This window comes from Archangium violaceum Cb vi76, assembly GCF_000733295.1.
GTDB classification, from domain to species: Bacteria; Myxococcota; Myxococcia; order Myxococcales; family Myxococcaceae; genus Archangium; species Archangium violaceum.
Map to the genome: position 1 here is coordinate 64,925 of NZ_JPMI01000302.1, position 26,442 is coordinate 91,366.

22 protein-coding genes and 1 pseudogene are annotated in these 26,442 nt (G+C 68.6%); 4 read left to right on the forward strand and 19 right to left on the reverse strand.

Annotated features, from left to right (window positions below):
* Positions 1 to 21: 21 nt before the first annotated feature.
* The 7 genes from Q664_RS41925 to Q664_RS41955 are packed head-to-tail and all read right to left on the reverse strand — an operon-like array spanning position 22 to position 6,103.
* Positions 22 to 2,358 carry a chemotaxis protein CheA gene (locus Q664_RS41925; protein ID WP_043409707.1) on the reverse strand — a complete coding sequence of 779 codons (2,337 nt, stop codon included), beginning with the start codon at positions 2,356 to 2,358 and terminating at the stop codon, positions 22 to 24.
* Entirely contained in the window at positions 2,355 to 2,729 is a 375-nt protein-coding gene (locus Q664_RS41930; protein ID WP_043409781.1) for a response regulator, read from the reverse strand. Before Q664_RS41930 ends, Q664_RS41925 begins: the two co-directional genes overlap by 4 nt.
* A 50-nt stretch (positions 2,730 to 2,779) precedes the next feature.
* Positions 2,780 to 3,271, reverse strand: a complete 492-nt coding sequence (locus Q664_RS41935; protein WP_043409710.1) for a M17 family peptidase N-terminal domain-containing protein — start codon at positions 3,269 to 3,271, stop codon at positions 2,780 to 2,782.
* Positions 3,268 to 3,687, reverse strand: coding sequence for a transcription antitermination factor NusB (gene nusB / locus Q664_RS41940; RefSeq protein ID WP_043409712.1), 420 nt, complete (start codon positions 3,685 to 3,687; stop codon positions 3,268 to 3,270). Before nusB ends, Q664_RS41935 begins: the two co-directional genes overlap by 4 nt.
* Positions 3,688 to 3,689: 2 nt before the next feature.
* Positions 3,690 to 4,187 carry a 6,7-dimethyl-8-ribityllumazine synthase gene (ribH, locus tag Q664_RS41945; protein ID WP_043409714.1) on the reverse strand — a complete coding sequence of 166 codons (498 nt, stop codon included), beginning with the start codon at positions 4,185 to 4,187 and terminating at the stop codon, positions 3,690 to 3,692.
* 39 nt (positions 4,188 to 4,226) lie between these two features.
* A complete protein-coding gene (gene ribB, locus Q664_RS41950) occupies positions 4,227 to 5,435 on the reverse strand; it encodes a 3,4-dihydroxy-2-butanone-4-phosphate synthase (protein ID WP_052519338.1) in 1,209 nt (402 codons plus the stop codon).
* A 23-nt stretch (positions 5,436 to 5,458) separates the two neighbouring features.
* Positions 5,459 to 6,103: a riboflavin synthase gene (locus Q664_RS41955; RefSeq protein WP_043409717.1), complete on the reverse strand. Its 645-nt coding sequence runs from the start codon at positions 6,101 to 6,103 to the stop codon at positions 5,459 to 5,461.
* 300 nt (positions 6,104 to 6,403) lie between these two features.
* Here Q664_RS41955 and Q664_RS41960 point away from each other — a divergent pair, with 300 nt between their 5' ends.
* The gene (locus Q664_RS41960) at positions 6,404 to 7,636 is read left to right on the forward strand and encodes a cytochrome P450 (RefSeq protein WP_043409720.1); all 1,233 of its coding nucleotides are present in this window, start codon (positions 6,404 to 6,406) and stop codon (positions 7,634 to 7,636) included.
* A gap of 53 nt (positions 7,637 to 7,689) precedes the next feature.
* Here the strand turns inward: Q664_RS41960 and Q664_RS41965 are convergent, their stop codons facing one another.
* From Q664_RS41965 to Q664_RS53395, 3 genes are all read right to left on the reverse strand, one after another.
* Positions 7,690 to 8,934, reverse strand: coding sequence for a cytochrome P450 (locus Q664_RS41965; RefSeq protein WP_043409722.1), 1,245 nt, complete (start codon positions 8,932 to 8,934; stop codon positions 7,690 to 7,692).
* A 273-nt stretch (positions 8,935 to 9,207) separates the two neighbouring features.
* Positions 9,208 to 10,110: an alpha/beta fold hydrolase gene (locus tag Q664_RS41970; RefSeq protein WP_043409725.1), complete on the reverse strand. Its 903-nt coding sequence runs from the start codon at positions 10,108 to 10,110 to the stop codon at positions 9,208 to 9,210.
* Between the two features lie 225 nt (positions 10,111 to 10,335).
* Entirely contained in the window at positions 10,336 to 12,147 is a 1,812-nt protein-coding gene (locus Q664_RS53395; RefSeq protein WP_052519339.1) for a methyl-accepting chemotaxis protein, read from the reverse strand.
* 443 nt (positions 12,148 to 12,590) lie between these two features.
* On the opposite strand from Q664_RS53395, the gene Q664_RS41980 reads away from it, so the two are divergent.
* Positions 12,591 to 13,466 carry a UbiA family prenyltransferase gene (locus Q664_RS41980; protein WP_052519340.1) on the forward strand — a complete coding sequence of 292 codons (876 nt, stop codon included), beginning with the start codon at positions 12,591 to 12,593 and terminating at the stop codon, positions 13,464 to 13,466.
* A 201-nt stretch (positions 13,467 to 13,667) separates the two neighbouring features.
* On the opposite strand, the gene Q664_RS41985 is transcribed toward Q664_RS41980, so the two are convergent.
* Positions 13,668 to 14,987, reverse strand: a complete 1,320-nt coding sequence (locus Q664_RS41985; protein WP_160174618.1) for an NAD(P)/FAD-dependent oxidoreductase — start codon at positions 14,985 to 14,987, stop codon at positions 13,668 to 13,670.
* A gap of 279 nt (positions 14,988 to 15,266) precedes the next feature.
* On the opposite strand from Q664_RS41985, the gene Q664_RS41990 reads away from it, so the two are divergent.
* Positions 15,267 to 17,684 carry a YfhO family protein gene (locus Q664_RS41990; RefSeq protein WP_043409728.1) on the forward strand — a complete coding sequence of 806 codons (2,418 nt, stop codon included), beginning with the start codon at positions 15,267 to 15,269 and terminating at the stop codon, positions 17,682 to 17,684.
* Here Q664_RS41990 and Q664_RS41995 read toward each other — a convergent pair.
* The 3 genes from Q664_RS41995 to Q664_RS42005 all read right to left on the reverse strand — a co-directional run bounded on the left by Q664_RS41995 (position 17,657) and on the right by Q664_RS42005 (position 22,003).
* On the reverse strand, positions 17,657 to 17,878 hold the full coding sequence (locus tag Q664_RS41995; RefSeq protein WP_052519341.1) for an SRPBCC family protein: 222 nt from the start codon (positions 17,876 to 17,878) through the stop codon (positions 17,657 to 17,659). The genes Q664_RS41990 and Q664_RS41995 overlap by 28 nt on opposite strands.
* 100 nt (positions 17,879 to 17,978) lie before the next feature.
* Positions 17,979 to 18,872, reverse strand: coding sequence for a sigma factor-like helix-turn-helix DNA-binding protein (locus tag Q664_RS42000; protein WP_043409730.1), 894 nt, complete (start codon positions 18,870 to 18,872; stop codon positions 17,979 to 17,981).
* On the reverse strand, positions 18,869 to 22,003 hold the full coding sequence (locus Q664_RS42005) for a serine/threonine-protein kinase (protein WP_043409731.1): 3,135 nt from the start codon (positions 22,001 to 22,003) through the stop codon (positions 18,869 to 18,871). Before Q664_RS42005 ends, Q664_RS42000 begins: the two co-directional genes overlap by 4 nt.
* 101 nt (positions 22,004 to 22,104) lie before the next feature.
* On the opposite strand from Q664_RS42005, the gene Q664_RS42010 reads away from it, so the two are divergent.
* Entirely contained in the window at positions 22,105 to 22,602 is a 498-nt protein-coding gene (locus Q664_RS42010) for a PilZ domain-containing protein (protein ID WP_043409734.1), read from the forward strand.
* 22 nt (positions 22,603 to 22,624) lie between these two features.
* Here Q664_RS42010 and ribD read toward each other — a convergent pair whose 3' ends face one another.
* The 5 genes and pseudogenes from ribD to Q664_RS42035 all read right to left on the reverse strand — a co-directional run.
* Entirely contained in the window at positions 22,625 to 23,797 is a 1,173-nt protein-coding gene (gene ribD / locus Q664_RS42015) for a bifunctional diaminohydroxyphosphoribosylaminopyrimidine deaminase/5-amino-6-(5-phosphoribosylamino)uracil reductase RibD (protein ID WP_043409737.1), read from the reverse strand.
* Positions 23,798 to 23,803: 6 nt separating this feature from the next.
* The gene (gene nrdR / locus Q664_RS42020) at positions 23,804 to 24,301 is read right to left on the reverse strand and encodes a transcriptional regulator NrdR (protein WP_043409739.1); all 498 of its coding nucleotides are present in this window, start codon (positions 24,299 to 24,301) and stop codon (positions 23,804 to 23,806) included.
* 16 nt (positions 24,302 to 24,317) lie between these two features.
* Entirely contained in the window at positions 24,318 to 25,574 is a 1,257-nt protein-coding gene (locus tag Q664_RS42025; RefSeq protein WP_043409741.1) for a serine hydroxymethyltransferase, read from the reverse strand.
* Between the two features lie 32 nt (positions 25,575 to 25,606).
* Positions 25,607 to 26,056, reverse strand: a complete 450-nt coding sequence (rpiB, locus tag Q664_RS42030; protein ID WP_043409743.1) for a ribose 5-phosphate isomerase B — start codon at positions 26,054 to 26,056, stop codon at positions 25,607 to 25,609.
* A gap of 92 nt (positions 26,057 to 26,148) precedes the next feature.
* Positions 26,149 to 26,442: pseudogene (locus tag Q664_RS42035) on the reverse strand (beta-ketoacyl-[acyl-carrier-protein] synthase II); the annotation flags it as partial.

The window sequence follows — 26,442 nt, forward strand, 5'->3', positions numbered from 1 at the left end:
GCAGCCCTACGGCCGGAGACATCACGCGCGGCGTCGTTCCAGGCTCATCCCCTCCTCCAGCAAGGCACCGACGTCCAGCACCAGCACGGTGCGCCGGTTGGCCAGGTCCGCGGCGCCGGAGATCCCTCGCACGCCCTGCAGGCGGCCACCCAGGGACTTCACGACGATGTCCTGCTGGCCCTGCAGCTCGTCCACGGCGATGCCCAGCCGCTCCTGGGCCAGGCCGGCGACCACCACGAAGTGCCGGTCGTTCTGGCGCTCGGGGTGGCCGAACTGCCGGGCCAGGCGCATCAGGGGCAACGTGGTTCCCCGTACGTCCAACACCTCGCGCCGCTCCACGGTGCGGATCTCCGAGGGCTTCACGGAGAGGATCTCCAGCACGCTGTTGAGCGGCACCGCGTAGGTGCGCCCGCTCACGCCCACCACCAGGGCGCGGATGATGGCCAGGGTGACGGGCAGCGTGAGGTGGAAGGCCGTGCCCTGCCCGCGCTCGCTCCACACGTCGATGATGCCGGACAGGTTGCCGATGTTGTTCTTCACCACGTCCAGGCCCACGCCGCGGCCGGACAGCTCGGACACGCTGCGGGCGGTGGAGAAGCCCGGCAGGAAGATGAGGTTGAGCAGCTCGCGCCGGCTCATCTCCCGCGCCTGGGCCTCGGTGATGAGGTTCTTGCGCAGCGCCATGTCGCGCACGCCCAGCTCGTCGATGCCCGCCCCGTCGTCGCTCACCTCGATGACGACGTGGTTGCCCTTCTGCTCGGCCCGCAGGGACACGCGCGCCCGCCGGGACTTGCCCGCCGCCAGCCGCGCCTCCGGCGACTCCGCGCCGTGGTCGATGGCGTTGCGGATGATGTGCATCAGCGGATCACTCAGCTCCTCGACGATGAGCTTGTCCAGCTCCACGTCGCCGCCGCCGATGACGAAGTCGATCTCCTTGCCCGCGTCCCGGGCGATCCGGCGCACCAGCCGGGCCAGCCGGTCGAACACCTGGCCCACGGGCACCATGCGCGCCTCGAGCAGGCCCTGCTGGAGCGCGTCCAGCTTGCGCTCCAACTGCCGCGTCTCGCGCGACAGCTCCTGGCCCCACATCTTGCTGGAGAGCATCACCGAGCCCTCCTGCTGACGCGAGGCCTCCACCATGCGCTGCAGGTTGGCCTTGATGAGCAGCAGCTCGCCCACGGTGTTCATCAGCGCGTCCAGGCGGCTGATGTCCACGCGCACCGTCTGGGTGAGCGAGCGCGCCGACTCGTTCTCCATCCGCGGACCGCGCGGGGACACCGGCTCGTCCGTGAGCGTGCGCACCGGGGGCCCGGCCAGCTCGGCGCGGGGGGGCGAGGTGGACTCGCCCATCCGCATCGCCTCCAGCACCCCCTGGGTGAGCTCCTCCGGGCTGGCCTGCTCCACGGCGCGCAGCAGCGGGGCCTGGACGGGGCTCTCGGTCACCGCGTCGGGTGTCTCGGCGCCACCGCCCTTGGGAGCCCGCTTCTTGCGCGGCTTCTTGGGCGCCGCGGGCGTCTCGACGGAGGGAGGAGCGGACTGACGGCTCCCCTGGGCCACGGACTGCGCCACGGGGGCGTGAGCCGCGGGAGCCGGAGCACCGCCGGCCGCGGGGCGCACCCTCAGCGCGAAGAGCTGCGCGGGCGTGCCCTGGAGCTTCGCCGCCAGCTCCGACTCCGGCACCTTGGCGCCGAAGATGAGATCGAACGCGATGCCCGAGGCCCCGCCCGGCTCCGAGGAAGGCAGCGTGCTGACGACCTCGCCCAGCGGCTTGAGGCGCGAGTTGAGCTCGGCCAGCCCCGTGTCGAAGTCGGACAGGTCGAACGCGGCACGCACGCGGAAGAGGGCCACGCCGCGGCGCACGTTCTCGCGCAGGCGGTGCTCCTCGTACTCGGTGAAGACGGCGCGCACCTGCGCGTCCAGCTCCAGCCGGTCGAGCGGATCCTCGTCCACGGCGGCCGACGTCATGCCCAGGTTGGCCAGCCGCGTGCCCAGCTCCGTCACGCGCCCGCTCAGGGCGTCCGAGGACACCTCGCGGGACGCCTCGGCCAGCAGGGCCTGGAGCACGTCCAGCGTCTCGATGAGCGAGTCGAGCACCTGGTCGTCCAGCGACAGCTTGCCCAGCCGCAGCCGGTCCAGCAGATCCTCGGCCTGGTGGGCCAGCTTCGAGATGCGCTCCTGCCCGAAGAGCGCGGACAGGCCCTTGAGCGAGTGCGCCGCCCGGAAGATGCCGTTGATGAGATCCGGTTCCGGATCCGTGCCGCGCTGCTGATCCAGCACGAGCAGATCCTTGCCCAGGGCCTCGAGGATCTCCGTCCCCTCGGCAACGAACTCCGCGAGTGCTTTTCCGGCCTGGTTCACGCGAGCTTGAGGTAGCGGCGCACGAGCCCGACCAGGCTCTGCGGAGAGAAGGGCTTGACGAGATACTCCGCCGCGCCGAGCGCCAGTCCGCGGTCGCGATCCTTCTCACGGCCCTCGGTGGTGACGATGAACAGCGGCGTGTCGCGGTAGTTGGGGTTCTTCTTGACGAAGTTGATGAGCTCCAGCCCGTTGATGTCCGGCATGTTGATGTCGGTGATGATGAGATCGAACCGGTGCCGGGGCAGGAGCTTGAGGGCCTCGAAGCCGCTGCTGGTGGCGATCGCCTCCAGACCGGAGATGGACTCCACCGTCGCGGCGATCAGCTCGCGCGACGCCTTGGAGTCCTCCACGATCAGGATCTTGAACTTCATGGGTTGGAACCGGCCCCCCATCGTAGCAGAACGGAGGGCGGCGGCGAGCTTCAGCCCTTACGTCCCGGCAGACGGCGTGCCAGTTCCTTGTCCGCCAGGACGGCGACCTTCTTGCCTCCCTTGAAAGACGGAATGAACTTGTCTGTCAGGGAAGCGGCCCGGGCGGCCTCGTCCAGCGCGCCGGTGCCGGGGATCTCCAGGGCCACGCCCTCCACCTTCGCCCGGGCGAGCACCTGGCCGGCATTGGCGAGGGCCTCGCCCAGCGAGGAGGCATCCAGGGCCTTCCTGCGCCCCAGGCCGATGACGAAGATGCGGGGCACGGGGAAGCGGCCATCCGCGGGAAGCAGGAGCGAGTCGCCTTGGGCGCCCACGAAGAAGCCGGACTGGAGCACGCGCGACAGGGCGCCACACAGCCGCCAGTCCACGTAACCGGCCGAGCCCGGCAGGGGCCGGTCGTCCTCGCCGACGAAGAGGCAGAGCGCATCCACCCCCTCCAGCGAGTCCAGGCCCTGCAGGCCGACGTCGTAGGCGGCGACGTTCACTGCTTCCCCAGCGCGGCGGCCACGCGGTCCAGCAGGCCGTTGACGAAGGCGCTGGACTCCTCGGTGCCGAAGTTCTTGCCCAGCTCCACCGCCTCGTTGAGGGACACCTTCTTGGGGATGTCCGGGCGGTACTTCAGCTCGAAGACACCCAGGCGCAGCACGTTGCGGTCGATGCGGGACATGCGATCCAACCGCCAGTTGTGGCTGTGTTGCTCGATGAGCCGGTCGATCTCCGCGCGGTTCCCCATGACGCCGTCCACCAGCTCGCGGGCGAACTTCACCGCCTCGGGCTCCTTGTGGGCCTCCTCGGTGGCGGCCCACGCGGACTCGAGGGCGTCGTGGGCGGAGCCGGGCGTCATCTCCAGCTGGTAGAGCGCCTGCAGCGCGCGCTCCCGTGCGGTTCTCCGAGCGCCCATGGCTAACCCTTCTTCCCGTCCGTGGCCAGGGTGGTGGCCAGCTTCGCGTGGAGGTTGACCATCTCGAGGCAGGCGGCGGCGGCCTCGGCGCCCTTGTTGCCGGCCTTCACGCCGGCCCGGTCGATGGCCTGCTCCACAGTGTCGCACGTCAGCACGCCGAAGGTGACGGCCGCCTGCGCGTTGAAGGCCACGTTGCCGATGCCCTTGGCGCACTCGCCCGCCACGTAGTCGAAGTGCGGGGTGCCGCCGCGGATGACGGCGCCCAGGGTGATGATGCCCACGTAGGTGCGCGAGTCCGCCACGCGCCGCGTGAGCGCCGGCAGCTCGTAGGTGCCGGGGCAGCGGAAGACGTCGATGTCGCCGTCGGCCACTCCATGGCGCACCAGCGTGTCCACCGCGCCCTTCACCAGCTCCTCGGTGATGAACGCGTTGAAACGGGCCACGCAGATGGCGAAACGGCCCTTGGGAGGAAGAAAGTCACCTTCGATGTAGCGAGGCATGTGCGGCCCCTCTCTACACCAGCCACCCGGCTGGCGTCCCTACAGAGTTTTCGTCGTGCGGCGGCGGGGAGGGCGGCGCGCGGCCACCCGCCGGACGGGCTCGGCGGACAGGGTGAGCGGAATCTGCTCCACCACCTCCAGCGAGTAGCTCTCCAACCCCACGATCTTCTTGGGGTTGTTGGTGAGCAGCCGCAGCCGGGACAGCCCCAGGTCCTTGAGGATTTGAGCCCCCACGCCGAACTCGCGCAGGCGCGTCTGGTCGTTGTTGCCCGGCACGGCCTCCTCGTTGGAGACGTGGGTACACTGCAGCCGGTTCTTCGGGGGCACGTCGCGCTGGAGGAAGACGACCACGCCCCGCCCCGCCGCCTGAATCCGCTGGAGGGCCTGCTCGAGCTGGCTGCCGCAGTCGCACCCGGCGCTGCCCAGCAGATCTCCCACGAGGCAGGCCCTGTGGACGCGGGTGAGCACGGGCTCGCGGCCGGAGATGTCGCCCTTGACGAGGGCCACGTGCACGGCGCTGTCCACGTCGCTGCCGTAGGTGTAGGCCTGGAAGGTGCCCTGCCCCCGGCGCTCCAGCTTCGCCTCGCCGATGCGCCGGATGAGCCGCTCGCGCTCCAGCCGGTAGCGGATGATGTCGGCCACGGACAGCAGCACCATCTTGTGCTTCCGGGCGAACTTCACCAGGTCCGGCCGGCGGGCCATGGTCCCGTCCGGGTTCATGATCTCGCAGATGACGCCGGCGGGCGAGAGGCCGGCCAGGCGCGCCAGATCCACGCTGCCCTCGGTCTGGCCGGTGCGCACGAGCACCCCGCCGTCACGGGCGCGCAGCGGGAAGACGTGGCCGGGGCGGGCCAGGTCGCTCGGCTTCGCGTTGGGGGCCACGGCCACCTGGATGGTGTGGGCGCGGTCCGCGGCGGAGATGCCGGTGGAGACGCCCTGGGCGGCCTCGATGGAGACGGTGAAGGCCGTCTGGAAGGACGAGGTGTTGTCCTGCACCATGAGGGGCAGGTTGAGCCGGCGGATGCGCTCCTCGACGAGCGACAGGCAGATGAGCCCGCGCCCGTGGGTGGCCATGAAGTTGATGGCCTCCGGCGTCACCTTCTCCGCCGCCATGACGAGGTCTCCCTCGTTCTCCCGGTCCTCGTCATCCGTGAGGATGACCATGCGCCCCTTGCGGATCTCCGCGAGCGCCTGCTCCACCAGGGAGATGCTGTCCGACTCGTGCCGCCTGCTACCACCGCGTGCCATTGCGTCCTGGCCTTTCCTTCGAATCATCCGCCGAAACCGGCCGCCTTGATGACCGCCTCGGAGAGCCCGCCACCGGGCCCCTGACGCAGCGACACCAGCCGCGCCACGTACTTGCCAATCATGTCCCCCTCCAGGTTCACCCGCTCCCCCACGGCCTTGGCCCGGAGCGTGGTGCGCTCCTGCGTCTCGGGGATGAGCTGCACGCTGAAGCGGTCCACCCCCACCGTGTTGACGGTGAGGCTGATGCCGTCGATGGCCACCGAGCCCTTCTCGATGAAGAAGGGGGCCAGCGCCTCGGGGAGCCGGAAGACCATCACCCACGAGCCGCCCTCGGGCCGCGTCTCCAACACCTCGCTGACGGCGTCCACGTGTCCGCTGACGAGGTGGCCGCCCAGGCGGTCGCCCAGGGCCAGCGCCCGCTCGAGGTTGACGCGCGAGCCGGGGCCCACGGCCCCCAGGGTGGTGCGCCGGAGCGTCTCCGGAGCCGCCTGCACCCGGAACGAGTCCCCGCTCCGCTCCACCACCGTCAGGCAGGCGCCGTCCACGGCGATCGATTCACCGAGCGCGAAATCCCTGGCGCCCAGCGCCGTGCGAATCCACACGTCCGTCATCCCTCCGGGGATGACCCGCTCCACCACGCCGATGTCCTGGATGAGTCCGGTGAACATTTCGGGCTGGCTTATAACGGATTCGGGCCCGGGGATCCGCTGCCTGCCGCTCGTCCCCTCTCCCCTGCCCGACAGGCAGGCTGACCGGAGCCATCTCAAGGGGAGCGGCACGGCCCTCCCACCCACTCATGGTCCGCTGGCCGGGGGAGCGCACCGGGCATCCATCCCGGAAATCTTACTCACAGCAAAATCAGGATGGATCCCGCGACCGCTGGTTGGGTCAAAGTAATTCCTGGTAGAAGATCACGGCACGAGCGTACTGGAGCCATTCCCACTGCATCCAAAGGGTGTTCTCGAAAAATGAGCGATCAACCTGCCGCTACTGCTCCCACCTACGACATCTTCGCTCCCGACGTCCTGCAGGATGCGACGCCGCTGCTGAACCGCCTGCGTGCTGAGGCCCCTGTGTACTTCAGCCCCCAGCTACAGGGATACATCCTGACGCGCTACGACGACATCACCACCGTCCTCAAGGATGCCGAGATCCAGTCCGCACAGCTGACCGGCTGGATAGACCAGTTCCCGCCCGAGGCGCAGCGGCAGCTCCAGCCTCTCCGCTCCTCCCTCATCCTGTGGATGGGGCACACCAACGTGGCGGACCATCAGCGCGTCCAGCGAGTGCTCCGGCGGTACTTCACGGCGGCCACCGTGGAAGGGCTGCGTCCGCGCGTCGAGGCCATCGTCAAGATGCTGCTCGATGCCGTGCAGGACAAGGGAGAGCTGGATGTCGTCCAGGACATCGCGCACCCGCTGCCCACCCATATCATTGGTGAGCTTCTCGGTGTACCGGCCGAGGACCGGGGTCTGTTCATGCAGTGGTCACGGGACATCAACAACCTGTTCCAGATGTCCGACCTCGAGACGTTGCTCAAGACCCAGAAGGCCGTCCTCGATGTGCAGGATTACATGCGGCCTATCGTGGAAGCACGCCGCCGCGAGCCCCGCAACGATCTGACCAGCGTGTTGGTGGCAGCCCAGCGAGAGGGTCAACTCATCAGCGACGATGAGCTCGTGGGCAACTGCGTCATGTTGATGTTTGGAGGCCATGAGACCACGGCCTACCTGATTGCCAATAGCGTCCTGGCGCTCATGCAGCACCCCGAGCAGTTCGAGATGCTCAAGGCCAACCCCAAGTTGCTTCCCTCCGCCATCGATGAGGTCCTCCGCTATGACGGCTCAGTCGATATGCTCATGCGGGTGACCACCAAGCCGTTGGAGCTGGTGGGGGGCAAGGTGCCAGCCAACAGCCTGTTGCTGCTGATGCTGCGCGCAGGCAACCGGGACCCGGACATGTATACCGAGCCCAATCGGTTCGACATCACCCGGCGGACCAACGTGCGCAACCTGGCTTTCGGCTCGGGCCCTTTCTACTGCCTGGGCTCGGCGCTGGCGCAAATGGAGGGGCAGATCTGCCTCGGTGAGATGCTCCGGCGCATGCCCAATCTCCGGCCGCTCTTCGACATCACCCAGCCCGACTACCGCCCTCAGCCGCCCATCCGGCGGCGCCTGGAGACGCTGCGCCTGGCTTTCTGACCGCGACATTCCCCCCGGCTACCGTCCAGGGGCCGTGTCACCGCCATGGTGCTTCACCACCGCACGGGCAGAGACTCGAAACCGCGGAACATCATGCTGTGGCACTTGAGCTGCGGCGCCTGGTCCTCGTCCAGGCGCAGGCCCGGCAGGTTCGTCAACAGCACCTCGAACGTAATCTCCAGCTCGCGGCGAGCCAGACCCGCGCCGATGCAGTGATGGGCCCCGAAGGTGAAGGCCATGTGCTTGGTGTGCAGATGGTCTCGGCTGATGTCGAACCGATCTGGATCCGGGAAGGCCTGAGGATCTCGGTTGGCGGCGGCCAGCCCCATGAACACCACGTCCCCCTTCTTGATGGTCTTGCCACGCAGCTCGAAGGTCTCCGCGGCAATCCGGTGCATGTAGGGGACCGCCGGGTTGAAGCGCAGCATCTCCTCCACGGCGGACCTCATCAAGCCGAGATCCGACTGGAGCTTGTGGAGTTCCTCCGGATGCGTCAGCAGCGCGTACAGACCGTTGCTGATCTGATCCGTGGTGGTGGTATGCCCGGCGAAGAGGATGAGACTGGTGTTGGACACCAGCTCATCCAGGGTCATGCGCCCTGCCTCCTGCGCCTGCAGCATCTGGCTGAGGGCGTCCTGCCCGGGATCGTGGCGGCGCTTCTCGATGAGCGCCTTGAGGTAGTCGACCAACTCCCCGATCGCCACGTTGCCCCTACGGGCCAGTGCCACCACGTCGGTACCCGCAGCGGGGGCGTTGAAATCCGCGATGGGCTCCGACCACTCCAGGAACTTGTCGCGATCCTCTTGGGGAATTCCCAGGAAATCCGCGATCACGATGGGAGGCAGCTGTCTCGACACCGCCTTCACCACGTCCATGCGCCCCTGCGACTTGACCCGCGCCACCAGCTGCTCCGCGGTGTGGCGGATGGCCGGGCGCCAGGCGTCGAGCGCCTGGGGCGAGAACCCCACGGAGGTCTGCCGACGCATCCGGACATGCTCCGGGCCGTCCCGCATCGACATCTGATGGGTGAGCGACAACATGAGGTTATCGATGAGGCCTGGGCCAATCTGCTCGAGCGGCCCGAGCTGCGCCTGATAGAACCCCATCCGGTTGGCGCTCAGGCGCGGATCGCGAAAGCAATTCAGCACGTCGTCGTGGCGAGTGATGAACCACGCGTGCACTGCGTCCGACCAGTAGACCGGGTCTACCTCTCTCAGCCGCGCATAGAAAGGAACGGGCTCGAGGAGATTCTTGGGGCTGGCGGGGTTGCCGTCGAACGGCTCCGCTTCACTCGCCATGGCGTCCCTGGTGGAAGTGTCAGGCTCGGTGGGTTGGGGCACGAGCGAGAGGTTAAGCGCTACGGGCAGGGTTGTCGACGTTCGTGAGACCTGGAGTGTACCGAACGCGATGCCCTTGCCCCACGCTCCTCGGAGCGCCCCGCGGGAGCCGCCGTGTCAGGACCGGCGGGCCCAGCCCCCCAGAAGGCCCACCGCGTGGACGCAGAGAGCCGGGGCCCGGGGGGCCGAACGGCCTCACCTCTGTCTGGTGGCCTGACAGTGTGAGCAGCGCGCTCAGCCCTTGCGCGCCATGAACTCGCGGATGTGCTGGAAGACCTGCGTCGACCGCTGCAAGGTGACCCAGTGTGTCGCCCCTGGGAACTTATGGATGGTGAGATCGGGCACGTACTCTTCCAACCCATTGAGGCAGCCTGGGAGCAGAGTGGCGTCTGCCTCCCCCCAGAGCATGAGCACTGGGAAGCGAGCCTTCCACTTCTCCTGGGACACCCCCTCCAGGAGGTTGCTGCCACCCGGGGAGCCCTTTCCATCCGGTGGGGCGAGCCTCGCGGCCCGGTAGTAGTTGAGGGCGGCTTCGATTGCGCCAGGAGAATTCCAGGACTGCACCCACTCCTCGACGTCCTCGTCGGAGAGCTGCGCACCATCTTTGCGAGCTTCCGCAATGACCGCCTGGCGCATGAAGGCGAAGTCGTTCGCCTCGAATTGGGCGCCAACGCCCGGAATGGAGAAAGTCAGCATGTAGCTGCTGGCCTCCTGCTGCTTTGGGTTCTCCCGCAGCTCGCGGTTGAACAGGGCGGGGTGCGTGACGTTCGCGGTGATGAACCTTCGGACGTACTCCGGGTGCCGCAGCGCGAAGCTCCAGCCCAGCAGTGCGCCCCAGTCCTGGCACACCACGGTGACCTTGCTCAGGCCCAGGTGGTCCAACAGCGCGCGCACGTCCTCCACCAGGAGGTGGATGTTGTACTGCTCGACGTCCTTCGGCCGTGTCGTCTGGTTGTAACCCCGGAGATCTGGAGCGATGGCCAGATGGTCCTTCGAGAACTCCGCGAGATATCGCTTCCAGATTCCCCAGTATTCAGGACATCCGTGGAGGAAAAGGATGGGCTCGCCCCTCCCTTCCATCACGTAGTGCATTTGGATGCCGTTGATCTCCGCGTAGGCGTGCCGCATGTCGCTCATCCAGGGGAAGGAGGTGCGCTCACCGCACCCTCTTCCACATGATGCCACGACCACAACATGACTCTAATCGGAATCAAGAGCACATGTGCTCGAACGTGCTCGGCAATGGGAAGAACACGACAGCACGGTGCGGAGGGTGCCGGGGTAGAGGTACGGTTGACCCGTGCCCTACCCGCAGCGGCAACCCTCCGTGAAACAAGCGCCAGCGGGCCTGGAGCGCGCCGCTCAGCCCTGGGGCCCGCCCCGCTTCTCGTCGGACTGCCAGCCGTAGTTGCCCACGAACTGGGTCACCGTCTCGGCCACTCCATTCACCACGGTCAGCGCCTCGTCCGAGGCACGCAGCTGTTCCATCGTCTGGTCCATCATCGTGGAGAGCTGGGTGACCGCCTGGACGATCTGCACGATACCGCTGTTCTGCTGCGTCACGGCCGCGGTGATCTGCCGCACCGACGCGGCGTTGTCCCGAACGATGCCCGAAAGCTCCTGGATGCGGGTGCCGAACTCACGCACCTGGATGATACTGGCCTCCACGCGCACGGTGCCCTGCTCCATCATCGACACCGAGGTGCGGATGGCCGAGCTGATGTCCAGGAGGATCTCCCGCACCTTGCTGGTCGCCTTGATGGACTGATCCGCCAGCGTGCGGATCTCGCGCGCCACCACCCCGAAACCCCGGCCGTGCTCACCGGAGCGCACGGCCTCGATGGCGGCGTTGAGCGCCAGCATGTTCGACTGGTCGGCCAGATCCTTCACCGTGGTCGTGATGTGGCCGATCTGACGCGCCCGCTCTCCAAGCGCCTTGATCTGCCGCGACATCTCTCGCACCTGATCGCCGATCTGCTGGATGCTGTCGAGGCTGTGCTCGATGGCGGACTGACCCAGCCGGCTGATCTCGTCGGCCTTCTCCGTCTTGTGCAGGATGTCTTCCGCCTTCTGAGCGGCAAGCGCGGAGGTTTCCTTGATCTCCTGGGTGGTGACCTGGGTCTCCTGCAAGGCCGTCGCCTGGAGGGTGAGCACCTCCGTCTGCTTGGAGGTGGACAACCCCAGTTGCTGGGCCGAGCCGCGCAGGTTGTTCGCCGACTCACCCAACGACTGAGAGAAGGCGCGCAGCTGCTCGAAGGCCTGCGCGGTGGCCAGCGAGAGATCGCCCACCTCATCGGTGGAGATCCAATCCGGCAGCTTCGGCTTGCCCGACGCCAGGGCCTGCATGGCCTCTTGCACGCACCGGGCGGCCTCGGACTGGTGCTGGGCAATCCGCCACGCGGACAGCGCGGCGTTGACCAGCAGGAAGATACCCAGCAACGTCAACGGAACCCCGATGCTCACCTTCAGCTTATCGACGGATTGATCCAGCACATCGAGGAACGGGAGGTTGGGGTTGCTCACCACGAGGGCCCGCATATGCTCATAGGCGGTGAGCGATTCCTTACCGACGATGGTGGCAGTGAACACCAACGTGTTCGCCACGAAGAGCCCGAACGCGTAGGGCAGGTACCAGCGCTGCCGCGGCCACAAGAGTCCACCACCCCGGAGGGCCGCCTCGGGATGTTTATGGAACTCCTCGATGGCGTACGGGCTCACGAGCTTCTCGAGCACGAGCCGGATCTGCAGCCAGACCAGCAGCGAAATGAGCAGCGCGACGAGCGTGGCCCAAGGCACGACCAAGAGGCTCGTCCCGTAGTAGAGGGCCGGAAGGCCCACGTACAGACCGACACCAATCCCCGTCCCCGTCGTGAGGTACATCTCAATCGTACGCGGCACCTTCAAGATGCGCGTCAACCGGTCGCCGGGCCTGTCCTCGGCATTCACTTCGAGCGCCTTCTTCAGCGTCGTGCGGATGACGACAAAGGGCAGGATCAGACCCAGCGTCAGCATGAGCCCCGGAAGCAGCGAGATCGCGATGTTGCGCGCCCGATCTCCTTCATGAGCCATGATCAGCATGGTCAGGTAGACCAACGGCGGCGTCGCCATGCCCGAGTGGTTCTGATAGCTCTTGAACAGCTTTTTGGTGACCGCGTTCAGCTCAGTTGGCGTCATTTCTAGAAGCGCCCTTAAGTCGCCCTGCTGGAAGTACAGGTTGACCCGACCATAGCCGACCCGGAGAGCACAGTGAAGTCTCGGTCGGCCCCTGCCTCGGAGAGCAGAAGTGCTGGCCCCTGTCCTCATCCCCGGCCCAGGGGTGTGAACCCGAGAGGTTGGGTCATGGACCCGACCGCCTGTTCACACTCCTGGTTTTCCAGTTTTTCCGTGAATTGGATCTTGACTTTCCAAGAATATTCTGCAATAGGACATTTCTTGAGCCTCCAGCGCGGGGGCAACGTGGCCCCTGCCCGTCCAACTGCTGGTGGACAAGCATGCGAGGGGGTCGAGGAGACGGGCCTATGGACTCCAAAGCACTGACTGAGGCGTGGCCAACGGAAACTCCTGCCGAGACGCAACAAGCGAGTCAGCGTCCGCGGTCACGGGCCCTGTGGGCAGTGATGGCACACGAGCTGTCATTCATCTACCAGGTCATCCGGAGAGACATCTCTTCGGCTGTCATGCCGGGCCTCATCTTCGGGCTCGCGGCCTGGCATACCGCGGGCGGTTCCGCGCTCGAGCTGGTGTCGCAGTTGGGGCGGGGCCTGCTGTACTTCACGCTCTATGCTTTCACGTTCTGCCTCTCCAACCAGCTCATGGGTGTGGAGGAGGATCGGATCAACAAGCCGGACCGCCCGCTGGCACGTGAAATGGTGTCGCTCCGGGGCGCGAGCATCCGTTGGGTGCTCGCCATGACCGTCTACACGCTGGTGGGCTGGTGGCTCGGTGTGTTGGAGTGGACCCTGCTGTGGCAGGCAGTGACCATCGTCCACAACCTGCTGCGCGGTGCTCGCAACTGGTTCATCAAGAACCTGTCGATGGGGCTGGGGGTATGGGCGTCACTGGAAGCGGGATGGAGGATCGCGTCCCCCATTGTTCCCCAGGGAGCCCGCGAATGGATCACCTTCCTGTCCGTGTCCGTCTTCCTCCTGGTGCCGCTGCAGGATCTGCGCGACATCGAAGGTGACAGGGACAGCGGGCGCAAGACATTCCCGATGGTGTTCGGCATCACGGCCACGCGCAGATTCCTGGGCGTTGGCTTCGCCGCGCTGGCGGTGATCACCCACCTGCTGATGATGCGGCTGGTGGGCGCGCCCGCGACGATGGCCGGCGCCTCGCCTCAGGTGCTCGTCTTCGATGCTCTGCTCGCGCTCACGAGCTTGATGATCTGCTTCCAGGTACTCACCCGGCACCGCCCTGAGCAGGACCACAAGACCTACATGCACTACACCTACTGGTACTGCGTGGCGCTCGCGAGCACCTTCGTCCTCGTCTGAGGGGATACCTGTCGCGGTGCGAGATGCGGACCCACCGCCACCAGGCAGCTGGCGGTGCGCCCCGGCGTGCTGGAGCACTTTCCGGGCCTCCCCCACCAGGTGGGAGGCCCTTGCTGGGAAGACCGTGGTCTCAGCGCCCTCTCGGGGCGGAGGTGGGCTCCGCTCGATCGGAGCCCCGCCGCCCTTCTCCAGTCCGGGCAATCACGAAGAGGACTGAGAAGCCCCGGCCTCCGGCGAGCGTGCCGTCAAGATGCGCCACAGCATGCCAGGCGAGAACAACGTCGCGGGGGACTTCAGCATGTGCTGCACGTTCGCGAAGCTCCGGACGACCTCCTCGTCACGCGCGGCCAGAGAAATGATCTGCTTGGTGTACCAGCTCATGAACCCGAAGCCGGGAGGCCGGGCTCCCTCCACCTCCGGGTGGCCCATGTCCTGGCTCATGGCCATCATCCACGGCAACAGCAACACGGAGGGCACCTGCTTGCGGAAACGCTGCGCCAGGCCGGTGAGGGAACCCGCAGGCTGGTTGCGCAAACACTTGTCGAGCAACATCACCTGCAGGGCACCGGACGTCATGCCCTGGCCGTACAGCGGGTTGAGGCTGCACACCGAATCCCCGAGCACCACCAGGTGCTCAGGGAAGCGGCTCATCTGATCATAGTGCCGGCGCTGGCTGCCGGGAATCTTGTGCTGGACGATTGGCCCCGCCGGCTCGGCGTCCTTGATGGCGTGATAGACGTCGGGCCGCGCCAACGAGCGCGAGTATTCCACGAACCCGGCATCGTCCGTCGGGGCCTGCTCCTTGAGGTAACCCGCCAGCGTCACGATCCAGCGATCCTTCTCGATGGGGAAGATCATGCCCACGCGCTTCCCATGAGGCGGCTCGGCGTAGATGGCCACCATCAACCAATCGGCCTGGTGGTTCTTGGGCCGATGGAAGATACGGCTGGTGTAGCAGACGTCCGTCTTGATGAGGGTCTGCGGTACACGAGGATAGCCGAGTTGCTCCAACCACTGGGGCGTCTGGGAGCCACGGCCGCTCGCGTCCACCACGAGGTCCACTCCGTCGAGTGTCGTCTCGGCCTCACCCTTGCGGTGGAGCCGGATGCCAGTGATGCGCGTGTTGTCCGGGGAGGCCAGGTAGCCCTTGGCCTCGCAGCGATCCATGACCTCCACGTTGGGCAATGCCAGCACGCGCTGACGCACCTTCCAATCCAGCAACCCCCGGCTCTGGCTGTAGGCGATCACACCCGTCTTGGCGCGTACCAACCAATAGCCCGAGTGGAACCAGGCCGCGTCAGACATCTCCGCGGGTGTCGAACCCGCCGCCACGAGCTCCTCGAAGAGCCCTGGGAAGAGCTCCGCCATGATTTGAGCGCCCTTGGCCAGCAACACATGGGGGTGTTGGATCTGGGGCGTGCCCTTGCGGGGCTCCGGGTTGTCCTGCAGCGCATCGCGCTCGACGAGGGTGACCTTCTCGAACCGCTCGGACAGGACCCGGGTCGCCAGGAGTCCCGCCATGCTCGAACCGAGTACGACCGCGTGCTTGCCCAACTTGCCGTTCGCGTCACCCGACATCGTCATCACCCTCAGTCTGGGAGGAATTTTACAGGCTGAAGATTAACCGATGAGAGTGTTCGATCCCAAGCAGTGGGTGAAGACGGAGGAAAAGCCGGACTCATGCACGGCAGGCGGGCAGGTACGGGGGCGCCCCGGACGAGCGCTCCGGCGGAGTTGGATTGCTGTCCGCTATGTGCTCCTGGCAAGGTCGGCCGCTTCCACGCGACCGACTCGAAGCCCATGCCCCTCTCCCAGCAGGCCAGGACCCGCTTCGCGGCGGCGGCGGCGGCCTTCGCCCTCCCCCTCCTCTACTTCCACCGGGCGGCCTTCTCCGGGAAGATCTTCGCCTCGCGAGACATCCTCCGGGTCTACTACCCGCTGAAGCAGTACTGGGCCGAGCGCGTCTCGCAGTTCCAGTTCCCGGACTGGTACCCGTACAACGCGCTGGGGCAGCCCTACCCGGGCATGCTCATCTCCGGCGCGTTCCACCCGGCCAACCTGCTCTACCTGCTGTTGCCGCTGGGGACGGCGCTCAAGTTCATCACCCTGCTGTCCTATATGGCGGCGCTGGGAGGCACGTACCTCTTCGCGCGGCTCTGGGGCCTGGGCCGCGGTCCCGCGCTGTTCTCGGGGCTCACCTACGCGCTGTGCGGCTACATGGTGGGCATCAGCAACAACCTGCTCTACCTCATGGCGGCCAGCACGTTTCCCTGGGCCCTCTGGGGCGCCGAGCGCTTCCTGCGTGCGCCCTCCGTGGGCCGCGCCACCGCCGCCGCCCTCCCGCTGTGCCTCGTCCTCCTCAGCGGAGATGCCCAGAGCTTCGCCCTGTGCAACGGCATGCTGCTGGTGCTCGTGCTGCTGCGCCCGGATCGCTCGGGCGCGCTGCGGGCCGCGCCCCGGGCCGGACTGCTCATCGTGCTCGGCGCGCTCCTGTCCGCGGTGCAGATCCTCCCCGTCCTCACCACGGTGAAGAACGCCTGGCCCAGCGCGCCCACGCTCCAGGTGGCCACCTCCTTCCCGTTCCATCCCCTGCGGCTGCTCGAGCTCGCCCTCGGGGCGCTCTTCCTCGACCCGGGGTCCGGCACGGCGGCCTCGAGCGTGATGGCGGATGAGCTGTTCCGGACAGGCATGGGGGGCTTCTGGGTGAGCTCGGTGTACATGGGGCTCCCGGCCGTCCTGCTGCTGGGCGGTGCCCTGTGGACCTGGCGGCGCCACCCGCTGACCTGGAAGGTGTCCGCCGTCACGCTGGCGCTCCTCGCCCTGACGCTGCCGAATCACCTCCCGCTGTACCGCTGGTTCTACCAGTGGGTTCCCCTCTGGAATGCCTTCCGCTACCCGGAGAAGCTGCTGCCCTACGTCTTGTTTCCCCTCTCCCTGGGCGCTGGCACCGGGCTGGAGGCCGTCCTCCGGGATTCCACCCTGTCACGGCGGCTCGGCCGGGCCGGTCTCGTGCTCGCCGGTGTCTGCGGACTGCTCGCGCTGGGCGAGTGGCGGTCGCGGCTGTTCTCCAGCGGCGTCATCCACTCCCTCTGGGAGAAGGCGGATCCCTCCATCCTGGAGGTGCTCCACGGCAATTTCCTCCAGGCCACCGGGGTGGGCGCCATCACGCTCGCGCTGATGGGCCTGGTGCTGGCGGCGCTGGCGCGAGCCCTCCCCCCGGCACGGGGCGTGGCGCTCCTCCTCGGGCTCCAGTTCGCCGCCCTCTACCAGGCCAACGAGGGCACCTACCACGTGACCTACACGGACGTGCTGGAACAGCCCACGGGCTTCCTGAAGGTCATCGTGCAACGGGAGACGGAGGCGGGCGCGGTGCCGCCGCGGGTCTTCGCGGGCGCGGAGGATCTCTCACCGCGCGAGGTCCCCGAGGAGCTCCATCCCGTGGACCTCATGTCCATCAACTTCGTCGCGGGGCTCGCGCCGGACACGCCCGCGCTCTGGCACGTGGAGAGCGCCGGGCCCTACCTGCCCGCCGCCTCCCGGCGGATGGCCGGGCTGCTCTACTCGCCCGACTCCGCCCAGCTCTGGTTGGGCCGCCTCGCCGGCCTCTACCACGTGCGCTACATCACCCTGGAGACCCGGGCCTATCAGCAGATCTCCGGCAACCCGAAGGTCGTCCTCGGGCAGGATCGCCGCCTGGGGCCGGGCGTGGTGCTGCTCAACCATCCGAACACGCTGCCTCGCGCCTACCTGGCCACGCCCGTCTGCGTGCCGGACGAGCCCTCCGCGCGCGCCCTCCTGCTCTCGCGCGCCTTCCACCCCCACCAGCAGGCGGTGCTGGAGTGCCCGCCCGAGACCCCGCGCGACGCGGCACCCGCCTCGCCTGGAGAGCCCGGCCAGGTGCGCATCGTCCGCTACGCGCCGGAGTCCGTGGAGCTCGAGGTGGACGCACGCGCGCCGGCGGCCCTGGTGCTCAACGACGCCTTCTACGACGGGTGGAGCGCGACGCTGGACGGACAGCCCACGCCCATCCTCCCGGCCAACCTCGCGGTGCGCGGCGTACGCGTGCCCGCGGGCTCCCACCGCGTCACCTTCACCTACCGCACGCCGCATCTGGTGCTCGGGGCCGTCATCTCCCTGGTGACCCTGGGACTGCTCGGGCTCGCGGTGCTCGTGGAGCGCCGGAGGCGGGCTCAGGCCTTCTTCGAGCCCTCGATGTAGCCCGCCATCGCCTCCAGGTCCGAGATGATGGCCTTCTTGAAGCTGCCCAGCAGGAACCGGCCGAACAGCTCCAGGAGGAACCCCATCCCGCCGATCTCCGCCGCCATCGTCAGCGCCGTCTTCCCGCCCGCGGGCTCGAGCTGGTAGCGGAAGCGGTAGTGTCCGCGCTTCGAGCTGCCCTGCGTCCCGTCCACGTACAGCTCGAGCGACTTGTTGGGCTCCAGCCCGGTGACGCGGCGATCTCCTTCCGTACGGTGAACTCGAGAGCCATGGCATGCGCTCCGGTGTTCTCTTTCAGTCCATCAAGTGGTTGAGGCTGAGATCCAACCTGCTGCGCACCAGTCCCAGGAGACTCTCCAGCTCGGAGCCATCGAGCCTCAGCCGGGAAGCCAGCTCCCCACGGGTGAGCTTCAGCAACCGCTCGCGGGCATGCATCACCCGGCGCGCGATGCTGGAGCGGGGCTCGCCATACATCGTCGCCAGCCGGTCCATGGTGAGGCCATGGATGTGGTGCAGGCGCAGCAGGGCGCGCTCCCCCTCGGGCATGGCGGCCAGGGCCGTCCTCAGCGCGGTGACGAGCGCCTGGCGCGAGTTCTCCTTGAGAAGATCCCTCTCCGGATCATTCGGCGCCAGCATCCGCGCGAGCGTCTCCGGCGGCTCGTCGAAGAGCTCCTGGCGCCCGTCCAGGCTCGCCAACTCGCCCACGATGCGCACCCCGATGATGCGCACCCAGGACAGCAGCGGGCCCCGGCCCGAGTAGTCGGCGATCCTCGGAGGGGTGTCACCCCGGCCCAGCAACAACCGCTGGCGCATCACCTGCAACACCTCGTCCACGGTGGACGCGGCGACCTGCCCGAGCCGCGCCGGCACCTTCTGGAGGACATGCTGCTCGAAGGCGAGCAGGGCATGGCGCTCGCCCACGGCGCAGGCACACGCGAGGTAGAGATCCGCCCCATGGAGCTGGCGCAGCACCTCGGCGCCTCCTTCCGCGGGCAGGTGCCGGCCCAGGTGCTTCACGAAGGTCTCCGCCGGGAGCGTGACGGCGGGCCACGCCTCCCGCCCCTTCCCCAGCAGCTCCCGCAGGAGGGTTTCCAGGCCCTCCACCCCCTCCCATCCGGCGCTCCGCTCCGGCGGCACATGGGCCCGCAACAGCGCGGAGAGGGACTCCTCCTCCCGAGGCCCGCTCATGGCGTCCCCGCCTTGCGCGCCACGGAGGACGGAGCCGGGTGCCGCTCCTGCCAGGCCGTCACCTCGCGCAACTCCACGCGTGCCCGTGTGCCCAGGGCGGCCATCCGAGCCCGCGCCTCCTCCGCCAGGACGGCGGCACGCGCGAGCTCCACCGCGGGCTCCTGCTCTCCGAGCGCCCGGGCCAGCAGGAAGGAGACCCACGCCTCCTCCAGCGGATCCCTCGGGGTCCGCTCGTTGACGCTCCGGGCCCGCTCGAGCAGTGGCACGGCCCGTGCCGCGTCACCGAGCGCCAGGTGCGCCTCCGCGACGCACGCGAGATCCATCGCCACGTCCGGGGTCTCCGTCCCCTGTGCCCGCTCGTCGTTCCCCAGGGCGCGCTGGCAGTACGCGAGCGCCTTCCTGGGCGCCCCGGCCGACAGCTCGAGCCGGGCCAGGGGGCGCAGCGCGTGGTTGATGGTGGCGCTCTCCGGGCCGTTCTCCTTCTCCCACAGGTGCAGGGCGCGCAGCAGGTGGCGCCGGGCCTCGTCGTGCTGGCCCATCCGGTGCTGGACGACCCCGAGGTACATCAGCGGCGCGGCGACGCGCGGCGAGTCCGGGCCCAGCGCGCTCTGGACGCGCTCCAGGGCCTGCCGCTGGTAGCTCAACGCCTCGTCGAGATTCTGCGAGTCGTAGGCCACCATTCCGAGCGCGCTGAGCGCGGTGGCGGTGTTGGGATGATTCGGGCCCTTGCTGCGCTCGAAGATGGCGAGCGCCCGCTGGAGGTACTTCCGGGCCTCGTCCAGCCGGCCCCGATCGCGCAGCGCCGAGCCGAGGTTGTTGAGCGGAGGGCCGAGGCTCGCATGATCCGGGGGACGCGAGGCCTCCAGGAGCGCCAGGGCGCGGCGCCACGAGGAGATCGCCTCCTCGGCCCGTCCCAGGGACAGCAGCTCCGTGGCGAGGTTGCTGAGATTGAGGGCGAGCGCGGGGTGCTCGGAGCCCCAGAGCCGCTCCCGCAGCTGCTGGGCCTGCTGGTACAACGCCAACGCATCCGCCGGCCGATTCTGCCGGGCGCGGACCCGGCCCAGGCTGGAGAGGAAATAGGAGGTGCGCAGGCTGTCGGGCCCGTACGTCTTGCGCGACAGCTCCAGGCCCTGGGTGAGCTCGTCGTCCGCCTGCTCCAGCTTGCCCTGGACGAGCCGCACCCCGCCCAACCGCAGGTGGAGATCCGTGGCGATGGCCGGGAAGCGCTCGCGTCCCAGCCGCTCCACCACGGCCCGGGCGTGCTGGGCGAGCCGATCCGCCTCCCCCACGCGCGCCATCTGATCTCCCACGATCCACACGAGGAGCACCCAGACGCGCGCCACCGTCTCGTCGTCGCGGCCGGCCTCGGCGGCCCAGAGGGCGCGGTAGAGGATGTCCTCGGCCTCCTTCGACTTGCCCGCGTGGCCGTGGAGCTGGCCGAGGAGGAAGAGCACCTCCGCCTCCAACGGCCGATAGTCGAGTCCGTCGATCTCCTTCAGGAGGGCCGACGTCATCTCGATGCCCTCGGCGTGCCTGCCGGCCTCCATGCGGGCGCGGGCCTCGGCCAGCTTGCGGCGAGCGGCATCCACGCGGGGGCGGAGCAGCTCGGACGGCTGGGGCCGGGTGGAGCTGGCCGGAGCGTCCCGGCACACGGCGAGTCCCTCGAGCGAGGCCACGAGCTGCGGCACGTTCTGCACCGTCTGCGCGTCCGCCTTCTCCAACACCTCGGTGACGGCGGCGAACTGCCACAGCCGGGCGTCGAGGCACGCGGACGTCTGCAAGGCGAGGCCCGAGGTCCCGCCGTCCGCCGCCACACAGGACTCGGTGCGCAGCGAGCGCCAGAGGGAGGCGTGGGCATCCAGCGCGGAGGAGAGCTTCTCCCAGGCGTCCGCGGCATACGGCTTGTTCGTGGCGAGAAAGGCCGCGCGCACCCGCTCGCGCCGCGCGGGCCCCCAGGCCGCGTCGAGCTTCTCCACTTCCTGCGCGCATTGCGCGGCGTGCCGGTGCGCCACCACGTAGCCCACGGCCACGCCCACCAGACAGGCCGTGGCGGCGGACACGGCCACCCAGGTGCGCACGCGGCTGGGGCCCGGGGCGAGCGCCGCCAGCAGGGCCTCCATGGAGGGGAAGCGCTCCTCGGGCCGGGGCCGCAACCCACGCAGCACCGCGTTGCGCACCCGCGCGGGCACCTTCGAGTCGCGCCCGGGCGCTTTCACCTTGCCCTCGCGCGCGGCCCGGCCGAGCTCCCGCAGGCTCAGGCCCTCGAAGGGCCGCATCCCATAGAGGGCCTCGTAGAGGGCCACGCAGAAGCTGAACTGGTCCGAGAGCGCGTCCACCCCATGGCCGTCGAGCTGCTCCGGCGCCATGTAGGCCGGAGTCCCCAGCAGCGCGCCCGTCCGGGTGAGCTGTCCGAGCGAGTCCTCCTCCGGCGCGGCCGGCGGGGCCGTGGGCGTCTCCGGGAGCATGCCCGCGCGAGTGGCGGGACGGGCCAGTCCGAAGTCCGTCACCCGTGCCCGTCCATCCCGGCCCACGAGGACGTTGGCGGGCTTGAAGTCCCGGTGCACCAGCCCCGCCGCGTGCGCGGCCGCCAGCCCCCGCCCCGCGTCCAGGAAGACCCGCAGCACCTCGCGCCAGGGCCGCGGCTCCTTCAACCAGTCCGCCAGCGTGGTGCCGTCCACCAGCTCCAGCGCCAGGAAGACGCCGTCTCCGCACACCCCCACGTCATGCACGGCGACGACATGGGGATGGGAGAGCCGGGCCAGCGCCTGGGCCTCGCGCAGCAGCCGCTGCTTCAGCTCCTCCACATGGCGGCCCTCGGGACGCAGCAGCTTGAGGGCCACCTGCCGGTCCAGCTCCGGGTCATACGCGGCGTACACCACCCCCATGGCCCCGGAGCCGAGCCGCTCCCGCACCACGTACCGGGAGAGCGTGGCGCCCCGGGCCAGCAGCTCGGGACTCCCCGGGGGAGACGCTTCCGGGACACCGGCCGTCGGCGTGGAGTCGCCGCCCGCCGCCAGCGCCCGCTGGCACGCGGCACAGCCCTCCACGTGCGCCAGCACCTCCTGCCTGCGCGCCTCCGGCAGAAGTCCCACCAGGAAGTCGCTCAGCGTCGTTTCGTCTGGGCACCCCATCCACCGCTCAAATTATCAGGGTCGGGGATTTCTTGTATATCCGATTCCCGGCGAGAGCCCGGCTGGCGGAACTGTCCGAAAAACCACGCTATAATGGGGGGATGGATCTGTCCGTCTGGCTGACGAACTTCCGGGAGCTGCACGAACGCGCGCGCCGTCGGCTGCACACGAGCGATGAGCGGGCACTCTACCTGGAGGCTCGCGAGCAGCTCGCACGCTCGCTGCTCGCGGCCCAGGGGCAGAACCTGCAACCGGGATCGACCGCCCGGCGCAGCTTCCGCGTGCCCAAGGGGATGCACGTGGACGTCAGCTTCCGAACCGGCGCCGTGCGCAGCCGCACCCTGGACATCTCCTCCGGGGGCTTCTCCTGTTTGATGGGAGGTGCCCCCACCGAGGGCACGCTCAGCGGTTTCGCGCTGTGGCTGCCCGGGCAGGACGAGGCGCCGGTGGTGGGCCGTGCACGCATCGTCGCGGCGACCCCGCCCTCCGAGCAGGGCAACCAGCGGGTCTCCTTCATCTTCGAGAACGTGAGCGACGACGACCACGAGCGGCTGGAGATGCTGATCTTCGACCTGGCGCTCGGCTACATCGTGGCCTGAGCGGCCGCGCGGGAGCGGGCCCTCACCCCGGCTCGGAGAGCCGGGCCCGGAGCAGCAGATCCTCCCCCACCTGCTCGAAGGAGAGCTTGCCCACCGTGAGTGCGCGGGCCATCTGTTTCACGCCCAGCGAGCCGGACCAGGACAGGCCCTCGCTCCCGATGAGCTTGGGGGCGACGAAGAGCAGCAGCTCGTCCGCGAGCCCCCCGCGCAGGAACGAGCCGTACATCTCCGCGCCGCCCTCCACCAGCACGTGGTTGAGGCCCTCCCTGGCGAGGCGGCGCATCAGCGCCTCGAGGTCCACGCGGCCCTGCTTCGCGGGCATCCGCCAGACCTCGGCGCCGGCGGCGATGAAACGCTTCGCCTTGCGGCCCGTGGGCTCCTCCAGCGTGGCCACCACGGTGCGCGCCGGGGAGCGCTGGGTGAAGACGGTGAGCTTCGGGGACAGGCGCAGGTGCGAGTCCACCACCACGCGCACCGGATCCTTCCCCGAGCCCTCGGGGAGCCGCGTGGTGAGCTGGGGATTGTCGCGCTGGACGGTGGTGGCGCCCACGAGGATGACGTCCACCTGGTCGCGCAGCCGGTGCACCCACGCCCGGGCCTGCTCTCCCGTCACCCAGCGCGAGTCGCCCGTGGCGGTGGCCAGCTTGCCATCCAACGTCACCGCCGCCTTCAGGGTGACGTAGGGCAGGCCGGTGCTCATGGCCTTGAAGAAGGGCCGGTTGAGCGTGTCGGCCTCCTCCTTCAGCACGCCGGTGACGACCTCCACGCCGGCGCGCCGCAGCCGCGCCACGCCCTTGCCATTCACCTTGGGGTTGGGATCGGACGAGCCCACGAAGACGCGGCGCACGCCGGCATCGAGCACGGCCTGGCTGCACGGCGGGGTGCGCCCGTAGTGGTCGCACGGCTCCAGCGTCGTGTAGAGGTCCGCCCCACGGGCCCTGGCGCCCGCGGCCTCCAACGCCACCACCTCGGCGTGCGCCGTGCCGGCCCGCCGGTGGTAGCCGCGCGCGATGATCCGGCCGCCCTTCACCAGCACCGCCCCCACCACGGGGTTGGGGCTGGTGCGGCCGAGTCCCTTGGAGGCTTCTTCCAGCGCCAGGCGCATGAAGAACTCCGCCACCGCCTTGTCGAAGTCCGCCGCGCGCTTCGCCCGGGGGGTGCGCTTCTGCATCCGCGCTCGCGTCAAGAGCCGCATGGCCCGTCAACCGTCCTTGCCCACGGGACGCGGCGGCTTGAGCTCCCGCGTCCGGTCAGACAGAAGATCCTTCAGCTCCTCCATGAACTCGGAGATGTCACGGAAGCTCCGGTACACCGAGGCGAAGCGGACATAGGCCACCTCGTCCAGGCCGTGCAGCCGGCGCATCACCTCCTCGCCGATGACCGACGAGGGCACCTCCTTCTCGCCCATGCCCTGCAGCAACCGCTCGATGGCGACCACCGTCTCCTCGAGCTGGTCCGCCGACACCGGCCGCTTCTCGCAGGCCTTCTTCAGCCCCGCGAGCAGCTTGTCCCGATCGAACGTCTCCCGCCGCCCGTCCTTCTTCACGATGAGCGGGTAGAGCTCCTCCACCCGCTCATACGTGGTGAAGCGCCGCTTGCACTGCAAGCACTCGCGGCGCCGGCGGATGACAGACCCCTCGTGAGACTCGCGCGAGTCGATGACCTTGTTCTCGGCGTCCTGGCAGAAGGGGCAACGCATGAAGAGGGAGGGAGGGTTACTTCAGCCGCGAGGCGTAGAGCGGGAAGCTCCGGGTGAACTCCTCGATGCGCGAGCGGATGTTGGCCAGCCGCTTCTCGTCCGAGGCGTTATCCAGCGCCTCCACGACGAAGGCGCCGACGGTGGCCATCTCCGCCTCCTTCATCCCGCGAGCGGACACGGCCGGCGTGCCCACGCGCACGCCCGACGTCACCATGGGCTTCTCCGGGTCGAAGGGGATCATGTTCTTGTTCACCGTGATGCCCGCCTTGCCCAGCACCTCCTCGGCCACCTTGCCGGTGAGGTTCTTGGGGCGCAGGTCCACCAGCATCAGGTGGTTGTCCGTGCCGCCCGAGCACAGGCGCAGGCCCCCGCGCTTGAGGGCCTCGGCCAGGGCCTGGGCGTTGGCGACGATCTGCCGCTGGTACGCCTTGAACTCGGGGCTGAGCGCCTCGCGGAAGGCCACGGCCTTGGCGGCGATGACGTGCATCAGCGGACCGCCCTGGATGCCCGGGAAGATCTGGCTGTTGAGCGTCTTGGCGTACTGCTCCTTGCTCAGCACGAGGCCACCGCGCGGGCCGCGCAGCGTCTTGTGCGTGGTGGAGGTGACGATGTCCGCCAGGGGCACCGGCGAGGGGTGCACGCCCGCGGCCACCAGGCCGGCGATGTGCGCCATGTCCACCATCATCGCCGCGCCCACGCTGTCGGCGATCTCACGGAACTTCGCGAAGTCGATGGTGCGCGGGTACGCCGAGGCGCCCACCACCACCACCTTCGGCTTGTGCTCCTTCGCGAGCGCCGCGGCCTGCGCGTAGTCCAGCGTCTCGGTGTCCTTGGTGAGCCCGTAGTGGACGATCTTGTAGAGCTTGCCGGAGAAGTTGAACGCGGCGCCGTGGGTGAGGTGGCCGCCCGAGTTCAAATCCAACGAGAGGATGGTGTCACCGGGCTTCATCAGCGCCATGTAGGCGCCCATGTTGGCCTGGCTGCCGGAGTGCGGCTGGACGTTGACGTAGTCCGCGCCGAACAGCTCCTTGGCCCGGGAGATGGCGAGGTTCTCCGCCACGTCCACCACCTCGCAACCGCCGTAGTAGCGCTTGCCCGGGTAGCCCTCGGCGTACTTGTTCGTCAGCACCGAGCCCATCGCCTCCATCACGGCGGGGCTCACGAAGTTCTCCGAGGCGATCAGCTCCAGGCCCTCTTCCTGGCGGCGCGTCTCGTCGTGAACGACCTTGGCAATCTCCGGATCGACCTCGGCCAGCTTACGGATGTTCTCCATGGACACGCTCTCCTCGGTTGGGAACGAGGGCCTCAGCGTCCGTTGTCGGACTCGGCCTCGCGAATCTTGTCCAGGCGCTTCTGGTGCCGGCCGCCCTCGAAGGGCGTGGCCACGAAGGCCTCCACGATGCTGCGCGCCAGCCCCGCTCCGACGACGCGCTGGCCCAGGCACAGCACGTTGGCGTCGTTGTGGGCCCGCGTCATGCGCGCCTCGAACTCACTGGTGCACAGCGCCGCGCGGATGCCCCGGTACTTGTTGGCCGTGATGCTCATGCCAATCCCGGTCCCGCACACCAGCACGCCGTACGGGTACTCGCCCGCCGCCACCGCCCTGCATACCGTCTTCGCGAAGTCCGGGTAGTCCACCGACGCGTTCGTGGTGGGGCCCACGTCATGGACCTCGGCGCGCAGCTCCTGGAGCGCGCTCACGAGCTCACGGCGCAGCTCCAGGCCCGCATGATCCGACGCGATGATGATCTTCACGTGAGCCCTCCCTCTTCCACTCGGACCCGGGGTGGGGAGACCCTCACCCCGGCCCTCTCCCAGGGGGGAGAGGGAGTGCTGGGGTGCTGGTGCTACTTGAAGCGCTTGAAGACGAGCACCGCGTTGGTGCCGCCGAAACCGAACGAGTTGCTCATCACCGCGTCCACGCGCTGCTCACGCGCCTGGTTGGGCACGTAGTCCAGATCGCAGTCCGGATCCGGCGTGGTGTAGTTGATGGTCGGCGGAAGCACGCCACGCAGCAGCGTCTGCACGCTCACCACCGCCTCGGCACCACCGGCCGCGCCCAGCATGTGGCCCGTCATGGACTTGGTGGAGGACACCGCCACCTTGCGGGCGTGCGCCCCGAAGACCGCCTTGATGGCCTT